The following is a 16,830-nucleotide window of genomic DNA, read 5'->3' on the forward strand; positions in this document are numbered from 1 at the left end:
CCAAGCGGCACCTGCGCCTGGCCCCGGGCGGGGGCGCGGCCGTCGGCCCCGTGCCCGTGCCGCAGCCGCTACATTTGCTTCGATCACCGCCCTTGGCGCCGCATCTTCCTTCCCACCCCAACCCCCACGATGCTACCTGCTCTCACCCGAAAACTATTGGCCGGCAGCGGGCTCACGCTCGGCGCGCTTGGCCTGGGCGCTGCCCCGGCCCGGGCCCAGGACGTGCCCGTGGCCGTGAACCACACGGCCCTGTACGTGTATGACCTGCGCAAAAGCACGGCGTTTTACCGCGACGTGATGAACCTACAGGAAATCCCGGAGCCGTTCAAAGACGGCAAGCACGTGTGGTTCCGCACGGGGCCCCACAGCCAGTTGCACATCATCCAGGGCGCGGCGCGGGTCGAGGAGCACGACATCAACACCCACATGGCGTTCCGGGTGAAGGACTTGCCTGCCTTCATGGCGCACCTCGACCAAACCAAGGTGCGCTACGGGGCTTGGAAGGGCGAGCAGCGCATTACCACCGTCCGCCCCGATGGCATCAAGCAAGTGTATTTGCAAGACCCCGACAATTTTTGGCTGGAGGTGAACGACGACAAGTTCTAGCCCGCCGGGGCCCCCAGCCCAGCCTCAGCGGCCGCCGAAGTAGCGAGCGTACTGGGCGGGCATGGCGTCGAGGGGCTTGATCATAATACCCTTGTAAAACACCTCGGCGGCTTCGCTTTGCAGCTGGATTTTGCCGTGCGTGAGCGGCTGGCGCTGGCCGTTGATGGTGGCCGACGAGTTGCGCACGGCCAGCACCACGTGGCCGTTCACGAGGTGCACGCTCTGGCCGTTCACGCTAATTAATTCCAGCTCGTTCCACTGGCCGTTGGGCCGCTCGTAGTTGGCCGCGGCCTGGCAGAAATAGGGGCCCCCGTTGCCCATGGCCACCGGGGCCGCCGCGGGGTCGTAGCGCAGCGTATCGCGGGTGGCGTTGCGGGCCGCCATAATATCCGCCGCCGAGTTGGCAATGCACCAGTAGTCGCCCATGGCGTTGCCTTTTTGGTACTCCGACACTTGAAATTCCTGCCCCAGCATCCAGCTGTGCCAGTAATCCACGCCGCAGGGGCCCTGGCTGTTGTAGAGCACGCCGCTGTCCAGGGGCTCGTTGAGGCGGGGCGGCCACTTCTTGGCGCCCCATTTCACCTTCAGCTTCAGGTCATAGTTCGCAAAATCCTGCCGGGTAAATACGCAGCCGTAAATCTCCCCGCTGATGCGCAGCACGGGCTCGCCGCCTTGCATCGCCACGGAGAAGACGTTGGCCTCGTTCTTATCGTAGCCGATGGGCGGCACCGCGCGGCCTTGGGCATCGGTGGGCACCTGGCCCGCGTTGCCGGGCTGGAAGCGGTAGCTCTGGTACGTCTGCCACTGGCTCAGCTGCTTATCCAGCAGCGGCGTCCAGCCCCGGGGCGCTTTGGGGCCCGCGCCGCCCAGCAGCAACGCGGCCCCGAGCGCCGCAAAAACTAACTTTTTCATGGGGTACCGCGGCCATTAGTGGGGCGAGAGAATGCGTCAAATCTAACCTATTGCGGCTAGGAAACCAACCGCCGGACGACGGGGCCCCGCCGTTCCTTTTATTTCCTTGGTACTGTCGGACTAATTGTTGCGGTTTTTAGGTACTAAAGTTGTATAAGGCCCTATCTTGCCGCACGTTTTATCTTCATCCGCCGGCCGGTATCTCCCCACCCAACCCCTCCCCGCCCATGATTTCCCGCAGAAACTTTCTCTCGTCGGCCGCCCTGCTCTCTGCCGGGCTGCTGGTTGCGCCGTCCGCGTTTGCCTACAACAAGCGCTACATCGGCTTGCAGCTGTACACCATGCGCGAGGCAATGGCCAAGGACCCCGCCGGCACGCTGGCCCAACTGGCCAAAATCGGCTACAACTCGGTGGAAGGCGCGACCTACACGGGCAGCCAGAAGTTCTACGGCATGACGCCCCAGGCCTTTGCCGCCCTGCTCAAGCAAAACGGCTTCATCATGCCCAGCGCGCACTACATGCTGGGTGAGGCGCAGATGAACGGGGCCCCCACGATGGGCACCATCCTGCACGAGTGGGACCGCGCCGTGGACGACGCGGCCGCGGCCGGCGTCAAGTACATGGTGTGCGCCTACCTGCTCGACTCGGAGCGCGGCAACTTGGAGCACTACAAGTACGTGGCCGAGCAGCTCAACAAGGCCGGCGAGCGGTGCAAAAAGGCCGGCATTCAGCTCTGCTACCACAACCACGACTTCGAGTTTGCGGCCCAGGACGGCAAGCTGCCCTACGAGCTGCTGCTGAACACCACCGATAAGAACCTGGTGAAGATGGAAATGGACCTGTACTGGGTTACCAAGGCCGGCCAAGACCCGCTGGCCCTGTTCAAGCAGCACCCCGGCCGCTTCCCCCTCTGGCACGTGAAGGACATGGATCGCACGCCCCAAAAAGCCTTCACCGAAGTGGGCAACGGCAGCATCGATTTCAAAAAGATATTTGCCCACGCCAACGAGGCCGGCCTGCAATACTTCTTCGTGGAGCAAGACCAAACCCCCGGCTCGCCCTTCGACAGCGTCACCAAAAGCATTTCCTACATCAAGAAAAACCTGGTGTAATTGCGGCTTAATTAATACGTCAGGCTGCACGCAGCCTGACGTATTAATTAAGCTCCAGATTTCGCCGTATTAATTAATACAAACAGGGCCCCGGCGATACTATCGCCGGGGCCCTGTTTGTATTAATTAATACGGGTTATTATTGGCCCACGGCCGGCAATTCCCGAATCCAGATGTTGCGAAAGGCAAGCGGCTCACTCTTGTCGCCGTGCGCCTGAAGCTTGATGGGCGACGGGCCGTGGGGCGCGCCGTAACTAGCCTTGCCGATGTAGCGCGTGGGACCCAGCAGGGCCACATTATTCTCCACTAGCACGCCGTTGAAGAGCACCGTAACGCGAGCCGGCGTGGCCACCTTGCCGTCGGGCAAAAAAGTGGGAGCCGTCCAAATCACGTCGTAGGTCTGCCACTCGCCGGGCTTGCGGGTGGGGTTGGCCAGGGGCACAATTTGCTTGTATACACTGGCGGCCATGCCGTTAGTGTAAGTTTTGTTGTTGTACGAGTCCAGTATTTGCAGTTCGTAGCCCTCATCGCCCTTGCCCAGCGAGGCTAGGAACAGGCCGCTGTTGCCCCGCCCTTGGCCCGTGCCCACGATGCTGGCTGGCACGCGCCACTCCAGGTGCAGCTGGTAGTTGCCGAAGCTGCGCTTAGTTTGGATGTTGCCCGCGCCCTTGTTCACGGTCAAAATGCCGTCCTTCACCGTCCAGGGGGCCGCCGTGCCGGGGTTGTCGGTGGTGGTCCACTGGTCCAGGTTCTTGCCGTCAAACAGCACCAGCGCGTCCGAGGGCGCGTCGCTGCTGGTTTTGCCCGGCATCACGGTGGGTGGCACAGGGGTGTATACTTCCGTGTCCTCGGGCTTGGCGGCGGGCGGCGTGGTTTGGGCCCCGGCGGCTCCCGCGCTGCCCACCAATAATGCGGTGGCGACCAAGTACTTTTTCATACAGCTAGGTGTTTTAATTAATTGCAAAAGGTGTGGGCAAGGCGAGCGGCGGCTACGAAAGCAGGTTTTTTTTCATGTACGCCGCGCTCTGGGCAATGCTCTGGTAGGCGTCGATGGCGAAGTATTCCTGCTCCATAAACGGGTGTTGCAAGCCCGCCACTTTCGCGTATTTCATGATCTTTTTAAAGTCGATGGTACCCGACCCAATTTCCGTATTGTGCTCGGGCTGGGCCTTTTCCATGTCCTTGATGTGCCACATGGGGAAGCGCTTGGGGTTAGCCTCGATTAATTTAATCGGGTCGCGGCCGGCGCGCACCACCCAATAAATGTCCATCTCAAAATCCACCAGGCTTGCGTCGGTTTCCTTCAGCATCACGTCGTACATCGCCACGCCGTTCACAAGCTTAAATTCAAAGTTGTGGTTGTGGTAGCCCAGGCGCAGGCCGGCCGCTTTGCACAGCTCGCCGGCCTTGTTTAACTTCTCGGCAACCACCTTGAAATCGTCCGTCGTTTTGCACAGCGATGCATCCAAGGACGGCACCGTAATGTACTGCTGGCCGCAGGCATTGGCCGCTGCCATGTAGGCTTTGAATACCTCTTGGTTGCCGTCGCGCATATAGGCCCCCATGTCGTAGTGGCCGCTCGGCGTGGTGAGGCCGTTGGCGGACAGCACCGACTTAAACTCCGCCGGGGTGAGGCCCCAATAGTGCGTTTCCGGACTGTAGCCGTAAGTTTCCACTTCCTTGTAGCCCGCTTTGGCAACCTTGGCCAGCACGCCTTTCGGGTCTTTGCCAATGTAGTCGCGCAGCGTGTAGAGCTGCAAGCCCGCTTTCAGCCCCGTTGCCGCAGGGGCCGCAAACAGGGCCCCGGGGTTCATCAGGGAGAAGGCCGACAATAAGCCGGCTTGTTTCAGGAAATCTCTGCGTTGCGTCATGGGGCCCTAAGAAGGAGTAAGAGGGATTTAATTAATTAGGCTAGATGTCGCACAGCAACACCGCTTTGCGCAGCGAAGCCAGCTTGTCGGCCTGCTTCGGAATAAATTCCTGGGCCACGTAGCCCTTGAAGCCCGTGGCCTTGATGGCGCGCATAATGGCCGGGTAGTACAGCTCCTGGTTTTCGTCAATTTCGTGGCGGCCGGGCACGCCCGCGGTGTGGTAATGCGCGATGTAGGCGTGGTTATCAGTGAGGGTGCGGATGACGTCGCCCTCGTCGATCTGCATGTGGTAGATGTCGTAAAGCAGCTTGAAGTGCTCCGAGCCCAGCTTTTTGGCCAGCGCCACGCCCCAGGCCGTGTGGTCGCACTGGTAGTCGTGGTGGTCTACCTTACTATTGAGCAGCTCCATCACCAGCACCACGTTGTGCTTTTCGGCCAGGGCCATCAGCGGTTGCAGGCCCTGCACGCAGTTGGCAATGCCGGTGGCATCGTCTAGGCCGCGGCGGCTGCCGCTGAAGCAAATCAGGTTCTTGTACCCGGCCTTCGCCACCAGCGGAATCATGGTTGAATAATTCTTCAGCAGCGTGGCGTGAAACTTCGGGTCGTTGAAGCCGTCGGTCAGGTTAATTTCCGCGCCGTTGCACATGGGCGAATCCAGGCCGTATTTCTTCAGCGTGGGCCAGTCCGCGGGCCCCACCAGGTCGATGCCCTTGATGCCCATGCCTTTGGCAGCCGCGCACAACTGGTCGAGCGACAAATCGTTGAAGCACCAGCGGCAAACCGATTGGTTGATGTTGTTTTTCAAAGCGGCGTCGTTCACAGGTTTTTCGGCCGGCGCAAAGGCCCCCAGCGCACCCACGGCCCCGAGGGAAGCGGTGCCCGCAACAATGTTTTTAATTACCGCACGGCGGTTTGATTGAGCAGCCATGGCAGATTGAAATCAATTAATTAGTGCTTCGGCGCGCCCCGCACGGCGCGGGCCCGTTGCTGGGTATTCAGCAATTGTGCCAAATAATTATTTCACGCTCAGGATGTACTTGGTCATCTCCTGCGCATCGGCCACCGATAGGCCCGGGTGCGGCGTCATTGGAATTTCGCCCCAGTTGCCTTTGCCGCCCGTAATTATTTTATTTGCCAGCATGGTAATGTTCGCTTCGGTAGGCTGGTACTTGGCGGCAATAGCTGCGTAGGCGGGGCCCACCACTTTGTCGTGCTCTTTGTGGCAGCCGGCACAGTCGGAAGTCGCAATTAAGCTGGCCCCCGCCCCAGCCGCACTGGCCGGCACCGCGGTGGGGGCCCCACTGCCGGCGGCAGGCTCGGTAGCAGCGGTTTCGGTGGCTTTGGGCGCCGATTCGCAAGCAATCAGCAGGGCGCAGCTGCTGAGCAGCAAGGCAATTTTTTTCATCGGATGCAAGGGGCTACAGGCCCAACAGGGTTTTGTTGAATGCCGCGTCGGTGGCGGTGTTGGCGAAGTCGTCGAAGGCTTTGTCGGTGACCCGGATGATGTGGTCGCGGATGAACTGGGCCCCTTCGCGGGCCCCGTCCTCCGAGTTTTTAATGGCGCACTCCCACTCCAGCACCGCCCAGCCGGCGAAGTCGTACTGGGCCATCTTGCTGAAAATAGCCTTGAAATCTACCTGCCCGTCGCCCAGCGAGCGGAAGCGGCCGGCCCGGTCGAGCCAGCTCTGGTAGCCGCCGTACACGCCCTGGCGGCCGGTGGGGTTAAACTCGGCGTCCTTGACGTGGAACATCTTGATCCGCTCGTGGTAGATGTCGATGTACTCCAGGTAATCAAGGCATTGCAGGATGAAGTGCGACGGATCGTAGAGCAGGCAGGCGCGGGGGTGGTGGTGCACCTTGTCGAGAAACATCTCGTAGGTGATGCCGTCGTGCAAGTCTTCGCCGGCGTGCACCTCGTAGCACAAGTCCACGCCGTAGCGGTCAAACTCGTCCAGGATGGGCGTCCAGCGGCGGGCCAGCTCGGTGAAGCCTTCTTCCACCAGGCCGGCCGGGCGCTGGGGCCAGGGGTACACCATCGGCCAGAGCAGGGCCCCGCTGAAAGTGGCGTGCGCTTTGAGACCCAGGTTTTGCGAGGCCTGCGCAGCGTATTTCAGCTGCTGCACGGCCCACTGCTGGCGGGCGGCGGGATTGTTGCGGTAAGCCTCGGGCGCAAACCCGTCGAACAGCTTATCGTAGGCCGGGTTCACGGCCACCAGCTGGCCCTGCAAGTGCGTGGACAGCTCGGTGATTTGCAGCCCCGCGGCGTTCACGATTCCCTTGATTTCGTCGGCGTAGGTTTTGCTTTCGGCCGCCTTTTGCAGGTCAATAAAACGGGCGTCGAGCGTGGGCATCTGAATGCCCTTGAAGCCCAGGCCGGCGGCCCAGCCGCAGATGGATTCCAGGCTGTTGAACGGGGCTTCGTCGCTGATGAATTGGGCCAAAAAGACGGCGGGGCCCTGGAGGGTAGTCATATTTTTAAGCGCTTAGCCACGAGCTGTCAGCCAATGGCTCTGGGTTGACGAATAGCAAAGCGCGCCTTTTCCGGCGCCCTTGCGTTAAGGCAGCTTCCGCAAAATCAGACGGTGAACGCGGTCCATTTCTGCTCCGACTGGCCCGAGGCGATGACGTTCTCGATGAACGCCATGCCGCGCACACCGTCGGCAATGCTCGGGTAATCGAGGGCTTCGGGCGAGGCGGTTTCGCCGGCTTCGCGCGCTTGCAGGGTCAGGGCGAAGTTGCGGTACAGGTTGGCGAAGGCCTCCAGGTAGCCTTCGGGATGGCCGGCGGGCACGCGGGCGTTGTGCTGGGCAAACGAGCCGACGTAGCCGGTGCCGGTGCGCCGGATTTCGGCGGGCCGGTCCAGCCACTTCACTTGCAGGGTATTGGCGTCCACCTGCTGCCACTCCACGCCCCCTTTATCGCCGTACACGCGGATGCGGACGTTATTCTCCTCGCCGGCCGCAATCTGCGAGGCGATGAGCACGGCGCTAGCCCCGTTGGAGAGCTTCAGCAACACGGCACCGTCGTCGTCGAGCTGCCGGCCGGGCACCACCGTATTGATGTCGGCGCACAGGTGCGTCACTTGCAGGCCCGTCACGTACTCCAGCAGGTTAAAGGCGTGGGTACCGATGTCGCCCATGGCCCCAGCCACGCCACTGCGGGCGGGGTCGGTGCGCCAAGCGGCCTGCTTGTTGGCCCCGCCCTCCTCAAAGCCGCTGAGCCAGCCCTGCGGATATTCTACGTAGGCCTTGCGGATGGGCCCCAGGGTGCCGGCGGCCAGCAGCTGGCGGGCCTCCTTCACCATCGGGTAGCCGGTGTAGGTGTGGGTGAGGCACAGGAGCCGGCCACTGGCTTCGGCCACGGCGCGCAACTGCTTGGCCTCGGCCAGCGAGAACGTCATCGGCTTATCAAGTACCACGTCGAAGCCGTTTTCGAGAGCCATTTTGGCCGGCGCGAAGTGCAGGTAGTTGGGCGTGACGATGGAAATGACTTGCACCCGCTCAGCGGCGGGCCGCTGCTTTTCCTTGGTAATTAATTCCTCGTAAGAGCCGTACACCCGGTCGGGGGCCAGGCCCAGCAGCACGCCGGTGGCCTGCGATTTGGCCGCGTCGCTGCTAAAAGCGCCGGCCGTGAGCTCATACAAGCCGTCGAGGGAAGCGGCGATGCGGTGCACGGCCCCAATGAAGGCCCCTTGCCCGCCGCCAATCATGCCCAGTCGTAATTTCATGCGGTAGTGTCTGTGGCTACTAGCTGCTGGCTAGTAGCTGTTAGCCTTCGATTGAACAGGTACCAGCAGCCAGCAGCTGTTGGCAAACGGCTCAAGTTTATACTTCCAACCGCGCAGTGGTCTCGGCGTAGGTAATTTCCTCGGCCGTTAAGGCGGCAGCGTTGCGGTCCTTGAACAGCAGCAGGAACACCGCCAGCACACCCGCCGCGATGGCGGCCGGAATCAGCCAGATAGTGCGCCAGTCGTGCAGGGTGGCGCTGATTTGGTGGGCGTCCACGATCTGGCCCGACAGCAGCGAGCCGATCAGCATGCCCACTCCGTAGGTAGCCAGCGTGATGAAGCCCTGGGCGGCGCTTTTCGACTGTTCGCCGGCCAGGTTATCGGTGTAAATCTGGCCCGTTACGAAGAAGAAATCGTAGCAGATGCCGTGCAGCACGATGCCCGCAATCAGCATCCAGTAGTTGCTATCGCCGTTGCCATAGGCGAAGAAGGCGTAGCGCACCACCCAGGCAAACATGCCGATGGCCAGCATTTTCTTCACGCCCAGCCGGGCAAAAAATACCGGAATCAGCAGCATAAACAGTACTTCTGACACCTGGCCCAGGCTCTGCACGCCGGCGGCCGCCTTCATGCCCACCTCGTTGAGGAACGGGTTGGTGAAGCCGTAGTAGAACGAGAGCGGTACGCAGATGGCCACCGAGGCCAGGAAGAACACCAGGTACGAGCGGTTTTTCAGGAGCCGGATGGCGTCCAAGCCCAGCAGGTCGCCCACGGTGGTGGGGCCCTCTTTTTTAATGGGGGGCGTCGAGGGCAGGAAGAAGCTAAATACCCCGAGCAGGGCCGCGGCACCGGCCGCCATTTTGAACGTAAGGCCCAGCGTGGTAAGGCCACTGGCATCCTTATTTTCCCAGTGCAGCCAGCCGATGGTGAGGCCAGCAATGATCCAGCCAAGGGTACCCAGCACCCGAATGGAAGCAAATTCCTTCTCCGGATTTTGCAGCTGCCGGAAGGAGATGGAGTTAACCAGCGCCAGCGTGGGCATGTACAAAATCATGTAAATGAGAATGTAGGGGTAGAAAGCCCCGAAATCGGCCGCGCCCGCCGCCTGCCACAGCAGCAGGGCCCCCGCCAGGTGCAGCACACCCAAGATTTTCTGGGCCGAAAAAAATCGGTCCGCAATCAGCCCGATGATGAACGGGGCCACGATGGCCCCGATGGATTGGGTGAGCACGGCCACCCCTACCTGAATACCGGTGGTGTGCAGGTTGCTCTGCAAGTACGTTCCCAGCGTCACGAACCAGGCTCCCCAGATGAAGAATTCCAGGAACATCATCAGCGACAGCTTAAAGCGGATGGTCGGCGTCATAAACAGGGAAAAGGGGTAGGCAAAAAGTAGTAGGGGCCCCAGCGGGGCGGGGCTGGCTTAGGAAGTGGCCCAGGCTTTGTCGCCCTTTTTGTAGGGCACGTTGCCGTCGTAGCGGCCGGGCACGGGCAGGTAGCGCAGGGCCTTGGTGGCGCCCACTTCGGAGGTGAAGTAGCCGAGCAGCGTGAGCTGCTTCATCATGCGGAAGTAGTGGCTGGGGGCCCCTTTCTCCGTGTGGGCGGCGGCGTACTCCTTCTGTTCCTTGTCGAGGGCCACCAGCAGGGCGGTGCGCTCGGCAGGGTCGCAGGCCAGGAAGCTCTTGCTGTACTGCTTGTTGGCTGCCTCGCTGAGCTTCACGATGCCGTCCATGAAAATTTTCTGGTCGGCGGGGGTGTAGCAGTCGCGCACCATCACGTTCATGAAGCGGCCGATGCGGGCCTCCTTGGCCCCCGGCGAAGCGGCCGTGGTGGGCAGGATGGTGTCGCCCACCTCGTCGAGCAGCCGGATCTGGTCCACGTCGAGGTCGGGCATTTTGGCGGCGGGGGCCCCGGCGCCGGCGCCGCCCTCGGCCACCGGCTTGCCGGGCGAGGAGCAGCTGCTCAAAAACATATCGGCGCCGATAACGGTGCCGCCCATCAACAGGGCTACGCGGGCAATGGCATTTCTGCGGTCCATAAAAACGGAGCTGAAGGGTAGTTTCCTAGATGTTTTGCTTTTTCATTTCACTCACGGCGTGGTCCACGGCGCGGGCCGTGAGGGCCATGTAGGTCAGCGAGGGGTTTTGGCAGGCGGCCGAGGTCATGGCCGCGCCGTCGGTCACGTACACGTTGGGCGCGTCCCACACCTGGTTGTACTGGTTGAGCACCGACGTTTTGGGGTCGCGGCCCATGCGGGCGGTGCCCATTTCGTGGATGCCGCCGCCCAGCACGTAGCCGTTGTCGTAGGTTGTCACGTTTTTGATGCCCGCACTTTCCAGCATCTCCTTGGCGTCGGCCATCATGTCGACGCGCATTTTCTTCTCGTTTTCGCGGGTGTGGGCGTCGATGGCCAGCACCGGCAGGCCCCACTTGTCCTTCTTGGTTTTGTCGAGAAACGCGCGGTTGTCGTGGTAGGGCAGCGTTTCACCGAAGCCCGTCATGCCCATCGTCCACTGGCCGGGCTCGGTGAGGGCGTCCTTGAAATCGCCGCCGATGTTCATCTCCGGGATTTCGCGGCTCCAGCCCTCGCGGCTGGCGCTGCCCTGGTAGCCAAAGCCGCGGATGTAGTCGCGCTTGTCGCCGAACAGGTTGCGGTAGCGGGGCACGTAAATACCGTTGGCCCGCCGCCCGTACACGTACTTGTCTTCGTAGCCTTCGGCGTCGCCGCGGGCCCCCGCCCGGAAGTGGTGGTCCATCAGGTTGTGGCCCAGCTCGCCGCTGCTGCTGCCCAGGCCCTCGGGCCACACGTCGGTGGCCGAATTCATCAGCACCCAGGCCGAGTTCAGCGCCGAAGCGTTCAGGAACACGACTTTAGCGAAGTACTCGTAGGTCTGGTTGGTTTCGGCGTCGAGCACCTCCACGCCCTTGGCGCGCTTGGTGTCCTTGTCGTAGAGGATTTTGGTGACGATGGAGAACGGGCGCAGCGTGAGGTTGCCGGTGGCCACGGCCGCGGGCAGCGTCGACGACTGCGTGCTGAAGTAGGCCCCGAACGGGCAACCCAGCCAGCACTTGTTGCGGTACTGGCAGTTGGTGCGGTTCTTCAGCGGCTTCGTGATGTTGGCCGTACGGCCGATGACCATGCGGCGGTGCTCGTAGTTCTTTTTGATGCGGGCGGCCACGTCCTTCTCCACGATGTTCATATCCATGGGCGGCATGTAGTCGCCGTCGGGCAGTTGCGGCAGCCCGTCGCGGTTGCCGCTGATGCCGGCAAACTTCTCCACGTGCGAGTACCAGGGGGCCAGGTCTTTGTAGCGAATGGGCCAGTCCACAGCGATGCCGTCGTTGGCGTTGGCCGAGAAGTCGTAGTCGCTCAGGCGGTACGACTGGCGGCCCCACATCAGCGAGCGGCCGCCCACGTGGTAGCCCCGGAACCAGTCGAAGGGCTTCACCTCCACGTAGGGGCTCTCCTGCTCGTTCACCCAGTAGTTCAGGTTGGCTTCGTTCAGGGTGTAGTCGCGGCCCAGTACCGGGTATTCGGCAATCATTTTCTGGGTTTTGCCGCCGCGGTGCGGGAAATCCCAGGGGGCCTTGTTGGCGTTGACGTAGTCTTTAACGTGCTCGATGTTTTCGCCTCGCTCGAGCATGATTGTTTTCAAGCCTTTTTCGGTCAATTCCTTGGCCGCCCAACCGCCCGAAATTCCCGATCCGATGACAATGGCATCATACGTGTTCTTTTCCATGAAACTGCTTCTGAATAATGGGTGGGGTTGAGTTTGTAAAGCTTGTGTGCCGCTAATGCGAAAACAACGGGTGAGTAGTTTTTGAATAGGTAATCAAGCACTTAAGGCCATATAAATAGCCTATCGCAAACCATTGTGCTGGCTTGGCAATGGCAATGTAATGAGGATTTCTAACTTTTGCCGGCCACTGTGGCATAAAACCGGGTTTGCGTGGCACATTTTACCCCGCCGGCCTTTCGGCGGTGCTGAATCGTTTTAGCATAAATGTCGCATTTCCTCGGGGCCCGGGGTTCGGGCGGGGGCCCCGGGCGGCCCCGGGCGGCCGCGTGGGCCCCCCGCCCGAACCCCAGGCCCCGGGCGCGCCGTATGCCGGGGCAGCATTCTCGCTTCCGCCCTTTCCCTCCCCCCCCTGCCATGGACACCGTAGCCGCCGGCGTAACCCAGCTGCGCATTCAGCGCTTCGTAAACGTATACTTTGTAGATGCCGGCACGCCCGGCGACTGGGTGCTGGTGGACACCGGCCTGCCCGGCAGCGAAGCCACCATCCGCGCCGCCGCCGCCGAGCGCTACGGGGCCGGCGTGGGGCCCCACGCCATTATCCTCACCCACGGCCACCTCGACCACCTGGGCTCGGCCCTCCCACTGGCCACCGGCTGGAACGTGCCGGTGCTGGTGCACCCCTTGGAGCTGCCCTACGTGACGGCCCAGGCCCTGTACCCGCCCCGCGACCCCACCGTGGGCGGCTCGCTGGCCTTCATGAGCCGGTTTTTCCCGACGCAGCTGCCCGACCTTTCCGACGTGGTGCAGGAGCTACCGCTCGACACCGACGCCGTGCCCTTCCTCATGGGCTGGCGCTGGCTGCACGTGCCGGGCCACGCCCCGGGCCAGATTGCGCTGTTCCGCGACGCCGACCGCACGCTGCTCGGGGCCGATGCCTTCGCCACCACCCACCACGACTCGGTGCCGGCGGTGCTGCTGGGCATCCCCAAAATCAGCCGCGCCGGCACGCCGTTTAACTACGACTGGGCCGCGGCCGAGCGCTCGGTGCAGGTGCTGGCGGCGTTGCGCCCGGCGGCCATCGGCTGCGGCCACGGGCCGGTCATCACGGGGGCCCCGGCGGCCGATGGGCTGGCCCAGCTGGCCGCCCACTACCCCCTGCCGGCCCACGGCCGCTACGTACACGAAGCCGCCCGCACCGACGCCAGCGGTGTGGAGCACTTGCCCCCACCCGCGCCCGACCACCTGCCCCGCCAGGCCGCCGCGCTGGCCGCGGGTATGCTACTGGGCATAGCAGGGTGGCTGCTGCTGCGCCGCCGCGGCTAGGGCCCCGGGCATAGGGCCCCTACTTTGCAGCTCTGAATAATTACTTGCCACCGCGCTTTTTTGCATGACGCCATCGGAAACCACCCCGCGCACTTGCGCCAGCCGGGCTAGCGCTGCCGCAGAAAACCGGCGCTGGCTTGGCGGTGCGTTTTCTGGCGGCCGGCCGTGGGGGCCCTGCGGCTGGGGCGCGGCCCTGCTGCTGGGGGCCCTGCTGCGGCCGGGCCTTGGGCAAGCGCAGCCCACGCGCGTGGCCGCGGCCACGCGCCCCCCGGCCGCCACCTACCGCTACGTGGCCTACACCGTGTTCGACCACACCGACAGCGACGACAACCCGCCCACCCGCGTGGCCGGCGTGGGCGGCACCCTCACCCTGTTCCCAACCGGGGCCTACGACAAGCGCCTGCGCATCACGGGTCCCAACGGACCCCGCGACTTTGTGCAGCACGGCCAGTATGCGGTGCGCGGCGACAGCATCCGCTTTGCCTTCACCGACGCCCAGGGGCCCGACGTGCAGCGCGGCACCTGCCGCTACGACGCCCGGGCGCGCCGCCTCACCGTCGTCATCGCCGGCTACCCGCCCGGCAACCGGGGCGTGTACGAGTTGGTAGCCGACGCCGCCCCGGGGCCCCCGCCCGCCCCCAAGCGCCGGTAGCGGGCCAGTGCCTTAGGCGGCCTGGGGTTGGCAGCCAGCGCCTGGGCGGCGTACCTTGCGCCCCCGTTCGGCCGCACTCCCACCCCCGGCACGAGCTGTTTAAATGATAACTGCTAACTGTTAATTGAACCCATGGGACGCGCATTTGAATTTCGGAAAGGCCGCAAAATGAAGCGCTGGGACCGGATGTCGAAAGACTTCACCCGCATCGGCAAGGAAATCGTGATGGCCGTGAAAGAAGGCGGCCCCAACCCCGACAGCAACGCCCGCCTGCGTACCGCCATCCAAAACGGCAAGGGCGTGAACATGCCCAAGGACCGCGTGGACGCTGCCATCAAGCGTGCCAGCGGCAAGGACGAGAAGGACTACCAAGAGGTGGTGTACGAAGGCTACGGTCCCCACGGCATCGCCATTGTGGTGGAAACCGCCACCGACAACCCCACCCGCACCGTGAGCAACGTGCGCCTCTACTTCAACCGCAACAGCGGGGCCCTGGGCACGGCGGGCAGCTCCGACTACACCTTCACCCGCAAGGGCGTGTTCAAGCTGGCCGCTGAAGGGCTGGACCGCGACGAGCTGGAGCTGGACCTGATCGACGTGGGCGCCGAAGACGTGTACGAAGCCCACGAGGAGGACGAGCACGGCGCCGAGCACGCCTACATGGTGGTCGAAACCGCCTTCACCGACTTCGGCCAGATGCAGAAAGCCCTCGAAGCCAAGGGCCTGAACGTGGTGAGCGCCACCCTCCAGCGCGTGCCTAACACTACCGTGGCCCTCAGCGACGAGCAGGCCGAGGAAGTAGAAAAGCTCATCGAAAAATTCGAGGAAGACGAGGACGTGCAGGCCGTGTACCACACGATGGGCTAAGCGCCGCTAAAAGCATTTCGCCCCGAGCTAATAAGAATTGGCCGGGTTGCACAGGATTTAAAGCTTTGTGCAACCCGGCCAATTCTTATTAGCTCGGGGCGAAATGCTTTTAGCGCTCCGTGGCCGCCAGCGCCTCCGTGGCCTCGTGCTTGCGCACCACGCGCCGGAACACCGGCCGCAGGCCGAAGTAGAGCAGCGCCACCACCGGCACTGCCGCCACCGCCCAAATGAGCAGAGCCCCCAGCTCGGCCCGCCACAGCAGGCGCAGCAGGGCCATTGGCTCGTGGCGCACCTGCGCCTGCAACTGGCTGAGGGTGAAATGGGCCAGCGCATTGCCTTGGCCCAGCAGCTCGCCGCCGTAGCGCAGCAGGGGCAGCAGCAGCAGCAGCTGCACCGGCGTGAGCAGGTGGCAGATGAGCTGCAGGGCGGCCACGTTCAGGCGCAGGCGCAGGGCCACGCCGGTGGCAATGAGGGTGGTGAGGCCAAAGGTGGGGGCCACCCCCAGGGCCGCGCCCAGCCCCACCGTGAGGGCCAGTTGGCCCGGCGCGAGGCCCGCCTTCAGCAGGTTCACCAGCGGGTCGAGCAGCACCCGGCGTAGCCAGCCGGGCCGGGCGGTGGGGCCCTCGGGCGGCGTGGGGGCGGGCGAAGAAGCAGCAACAGTCATATCCAAAGCTAAACCTTAACGAAACCAAGGCGGGCCGGCGGCACGTATCTTCGCCAGGGCCCCGCGTACGCTTACGGGTGGGCCCCTCTTTTCGCCGTCCGGGCCCCATGCCACACTCTTCTTTGCCCGTCCACCGGCCGGGCCCCTGGTACCGCGAGCTGCCGCTGCTGCTGCGCCACGCCGCCCGCGAGCTGGCCGCCAACGACCCCCTGCGCCTGGGAGCCGCCACGGCGTTCTTCACCTCGTTTGCCCTGCCGCCCATCCTCATCATCCTCATCCAGCTGCTGCGGGCACTCTACCCGTCGTCGCTGGTGCGCACCATGCTGCTGGGCAAGCTCAGCGCCGTACTGGGGCAGTCGGCCACGGGCCTCATCGAGCAAATCCTGAGCAACGTGGCCGATCCGCGCCGCACCCGGCTGGTGACGTGGGCGGGCTTTGTCTTTCTGGTGTTCATCGCCACCACGCTCTTCACCATCATCCAGCACTCGCTGAACCAGCTCTGGCAAATCCGGCCCCGGCGCCACAGCGCGCCGCTGGCCGTGGCCCTGCGCGAGCGGCTGCGCTCGGGCGGCGTGCTGCTGGCCACGGGGGCCCTGGCGGTGCTGGCCTTCAGCACCGACGCAGCCCTGGGCCTGTTTGCCGACAGCATCCGCGACTTCGACACCACGGTGGTGTACTACCTGGTGCGGGGCCTGAATTCCCTGGCCGCCTTCACCATCCTGGCCGTGTGGTTTGGCCTCACCTTCCGCACCCTGAGCCTGGCCAAAGTGCCCTGGCGGGCCGTGCGGCGCGGGGCCGTGGTCACGGCGGTGCTCATCAGCCTGGGCGAAACGGTGCTCGGCAAGCTGCTGGTGAGCCAGGACCTGGGCCCTGTGTACGGCCCGGCGGCGGGGCTGGTACTGGTGCTGCTGTTCGTGTTTTATTGCGCCATGATCTTTTATTTTGGCGCGGCCTTCACCAAAGTCTACGCCACGCGCCTGGGCCTATCCATCCGGCCCAAAAAATCGGCCGTGCGCTACCGATTAGTCAACGTTGAGGAAGAGATGCACTAGCTCTTTGCTAGGAAGTGTTAACAGTCGCGCAACCGGAGTACGGTCGCCGCCAAGTGAATGAAGGCCAAAAAGTGCGCGTCGAGCTTGTCGTAGCGCGTGGCCACGCGCCGAAACTGCTTTAAACGGCTGAAAAGCCGCTCGATGGGGTGGCGCTGGGCGTAGCGGACCGCATCGTAGGCCCGCGGGAAGAGGCGCTTGCGCCGGGGCGGAATCACGGCACAGGTGCCACGGGCGGCCAGTGCGGCCACGAGCGGGTCGGAATCGTAACCCCGGTCGGCGATGAGGTACGCCGGGGCCAAGCCCT

Annotated in this window: 18 protein-coding genes; 6 read left to right on the forward strand and 12 right to left on the reverse strand. The window is 63.5% G+C overall.

Annotated elements, in window-relative coordinates; all coding sequences use genetic code 11:
• Positions 1-129 precede the first annotated feature (129 nt).
• A complete protein-coding gene (locus EAH73_RS20335) occupies positions 130-606 on the forward strand; it encodes a VOC family protein (protein WP_140469272.1) in 477 nt (158 codons plus the stop codon).
• Positions 607-630: 24 nt separating this feature from the next.
• Here EAH73_RS20335 and EAH73_RS20340 read toward each other — a convergent pair whose 3' ends face one another.
• On the reverse strand, positions 631-1,518 hold the full coding sequence (locus EAH73_RS20340; RefSeq protein ID WP_140469273.1) for a DUF1080 domain-containing protein: 888 nt from the start codon (positions 1,516-1,518) through the stop codon (positions 631-633).
• A gap of 227 nt (positions 1,519-1,745) precedes the next feature.
• Between EAH73_RS20340 and EAH73_RS20345 the strand changes: the two genes are divergently transcribed.
• A complete protein-coding gene (locus tag EAH73_RS20345; protein WP_140469274.1) occupies positions 1,746-2,630 on the forward strand; it encodes a sugar phosphate isomerase/epimerase family protein in 885 nt (294 codons plus the stop codon).
• A 139-nt stretch (positions 2,631-2,769) separates the two neighbouring features.
• On the opposite strand, the gene EAH73_RS20350 is transcribed toward EAH73_RS20345, so the two are convergent.
• From EAH73_RS20350 to EAH73_RS20390, 9 genes are all read right to left on the reverse strand, one after another.
• Positions 2,770-3,567 (reverse strand): DUF1080 domain-containing protein, encoded by a 798-nt coding sequence (locus EAH73_RS20350; protein WP_140469275.1) that lies wholly within the window; start codon positions 3,565-3,567, stop codon positions 2,770-2,772.
• 52 nt (positions 3,568-3,619) lie between these two features.
• Positions 3,620-4,501 (reverse strand): sugar phosphate isomerase/epimerase family protein, encoded by an 882-nt coding sequence (locus tag EAH73_RS20355; protein ID WP_140469276.1) that lies wholly within the window; start codon positions 4,499-4,501, stop codon positions 3,620-3,622.
• Between the two features lie 40 nt (positions 4,502-4,541).
• Positions 4,542-5,429, reverse strand: coding sequence for a hydroxypyruvate isomerase family protein (locus EAH73_RS20360; protein ID WP_140469277.1), 888 nt, complete (start codon positions 5,427-5,429; stop codon positions 4,542-4,544).
• A gap of 87 nt (positions 5,430-5,516) precedes the next feature.
• The gene (locus EAH73_RS20365) at positions 5,517-5,906 is read right to left on the reverse strand and encodes a c-type cytochrome (protein WP_140469278.1); all 390 of its coding nucleotides are present in this window, start codon (positions 5,904-5,906) and stop codon (positions 5,517-5,519) included.
• A 13-nt stretch (positions 5,907-5,919) separates the two neighbouring features.
• The gene (locus EAH73_RS20370) at positions 5,920-6,972 is read right to left on the reverse strand and encodes a sugar phosphate isomerase/epimerase family protein (protein ID WP_140469279.1); all 1,053 of its coding nucleotides are present in this window, start codon (positions 6,970-6,972) and stop codon (positions 5,920-5,922) included.
• 104 nt (positions 6,973-7,076) lie between these two features.
• Entirely contained in the window at positions 7,077-8,228 is a 1,152-nt protein-coding gene (locus tag EAH73_RS20375; protein WP_205013027.1) for a Gfo/Idh/MocA family protein, read from the reverse strand.
• 97 nt (positions 8,229-8,325) lie between these two features.
• Positions 8,326-9,594 (reverse strand): nucleoside permease, encoded by a 1,269-nt coding sequence (locus tag EAH73_RS20380; protein ID WP_140469280.1) that lies wholly within the window; start codon positions 9,592-9,594, stop codon positions 8,326-8,328.
• Positions 9,595-9,651: 57 nt separating this feature from the next.
• A complete protein-coding gene (locus tag EAH73_RS20385) occupies positions 9,652-10,266 on the reverse strand; it encodes a gluconate 2-dehydrogenase subunit 3 family protein (RefSeq protein WP_140469281.1) in 615 nt (204 codons plus the stop codon).
• A 25-nt stretch (positions 10,267-10,291) separates the two neighbouring features.
• Positions 10,292-11,968, reverse strand: coding sequence for a GMC oxidoreductase (locus EAH73_RS20390; RefSeq protein WP_140469282.1), 1,677 nt, complete (start codon positions 11,966-11,968; stop codon positions 10,292-10,294).
• A 414-nt stretch (positions 11,969-12,382) separates the two neighbouring features.
• Between EAH73_RS20390 and EAH73_RS20395 the strand changes: the two genes are divergently transcribed.
• The 3 genes from EAH73_RS20395 (at position 12,383) to EAH73_RS20405 (ending at position 14,810) form a co-directional block, all read left to right on the forward strand.
• Positions 12,383-13,291 carry an MBL fold metallo-hydrolase gene (locus tag EAH73_RS20395; protein ID WP_161599623.1) on the forward strand — a complete coding sequence of 303 codons (909 nt, stop codon included), beginning with the start codon at positions 12,383-12,385 and terminating at the stop codon, positions 13,289-13,291.
• Positions 13,292-13,355: 64 nt separating this feature from the next.
• Positions 13,356-13,943, forward strand: a complete 588-nt coding sequence (locus EAH73_RS20400) for a hypothetical protein (protein WP_140469284.1) — start codon at positions 13,356-13,358, stop codon at positions 13,941-13,943.
• A gap of 132 nt (positions 13,944-14,075) precedes the next feature.
• Positions 14,076-14,810, forward strand: coding sequence for a YebC/PmpR family DNA-binding transcriptional regulator (locus tag EAH73_RS20405; protein WP_140469285.1), 735 nt, complete (start codon positions 14,076-14,078; stop codon positions 14,808-14,810).
• 109 nt (positions 14,811-14,919) lie between these two features.
• Here the strand turns inward: EAH73_RS20405 and EAH73_RS20410 are convergent, their stop codons facing one another.
• On the reverse strand, positions 14,920-15,474 hold the full coding sequence (locus EAH73_RS20410) for a DUF2062 domain-containing protein (RefSeq protein WP_140469286.1): 555 nt from the start codon (positions 15,472-15,474) through the stop codon (positions 14,920-14,922).
• 107 nt (positions 15,475-15,581) lie between these two features.
• On the opposite strand from EAH73_RS20410, the gene EAH73_RS20415 reads away from it, so the two are divergent.
• Entirely contained in the window at positions 15,582-16,526 is a 945-nt protein-coding gene (locus EAH73_RS20415; protein WP_140469287.1) for a YihY/virulence factor BrkB family protein, read from the forward strand.
• 17 nt (positions 16,527-16,543) lie between these two features.
• Here EAH73_RS20415 and EAH73_RS20420 read toward each other — a convergent pair.
• Positions 16,544-16,830, reverse strand: a 287-nt coding sequence (locus EAH73_RS20420; protein ID WP_140465967.1) for a transposase, incomplete at its 5' end; no start/stop codon positions are given.

It is taken from the genome of Hymenobacter nivis (assembly GCF_006439025.1).
Lineage (GTDB): Bacteria > Bacteroidota > Bacteroidia > Cytophagales > Hymenobacteraceae > Hymenobacter > Hymenobacter nivis_A.